This window comes from Pseudomonas sp. K5002, from assembly GCF_013386655.1.
Classification (GTDB): domain Bacteria; phylum Pseudomonadota; class Gammaproteobacteria; order Pseudomonadales; family Pseudomonadaceae; genus Aquipseudomonas.
This window is the reverse complement of the sequence record NZ_JACARK010001243.1, coordinates 1-754: the sequence shown is the minus strand read 5'-3', so window position 1 is coordinate 754 and position 754 is coordinate 1. Positions and strand designations below refer to the sequence as shown.

Here is a 754-nt window from a genome sequence, read left to right as displayed (position 1 = left end):
CACCGGCGCGGCGGCCTTGGGCTGCAGGTGATCCACATGCTGCTGGACCAGCGCCAGGTACGGCGGCGGCCCGGATACAAAGACTTCATCGCCCTCGGGGCCGTTACGCATCGATAACTGCTGGCCGAACACATCGAGGTTGTTCAGATAGGCCTGCAACTGATCCAGGTTCAGGGCGCTGGCCTTGAACAGCTTGGTGGTGATTTCATCGCTGGCATTGAGGTACAGCAGGTTGCCGTCGAAGTACCAGGTCAGGCCGTTGGTGCTGCACAACGTCTGCAAAAACTCCCCGGCGGTGGCGGCGCGCACGGTGCTGCGGGCCTTGCCACGCACCTTGTCCGAGAGCACCAGCGGTATGTCGAGGTTGTGGCCGAATTCTTCGAGGGCGGCACGCACGTCCTGATCCACCAGTACGTAGGCGTAGGGTTTGGCAAACCATTCGGGCTCTTCATCGGCGTGGGCAATCGAGGCACCCAACAGCACCGACAGACATAGGAGCGCCATGGAAAATATGCTTACATGACGTCCGCCTTCGCCCAACGAGTTGTGACGATGACCAAACACTTTTTGCTTGCCGGCAGCCTGTTGCTGGCTGCCTGTTCCAATACTGCGCCGAGCGATTCCGACCGCTCGCTGAAGCTGGCCGACGACCTGAACAAACGCGGCGACTACGCCAGCGCGGCGGCGCTGTACGAACGTGCGGCCCAGCAACCGGGCGCAAGCATCGACTTGTGGCTCAAACTCGGCCAGGCAC

At 61.7% G+C, this 754-nt stretch carries 2 protein-coding genes; one reads left to right on the top strand and one right to left on the bottom strand.

The features are described from left to right. Positions 1-504 (bottom strand): type III secretion protein (locus tag HX846_RS35310; RefSeq protein ID WP_178967259.1); only part of this gene is annotated, 504 nt, incomplete at its 3' end. Between the two features lie 48 nt (positions 505-552). Between HX846_RS35310 and HX846_RS35305 the strand changes: the two genes are divergently transcribed. Next, positions 553-754: tetratricopeptide repeat protein (locus HX846_RS35305; RefSeq protein WP_372242054.1), on the top strand; the 202-nt coding region annotated here is incomplete at its 3' end.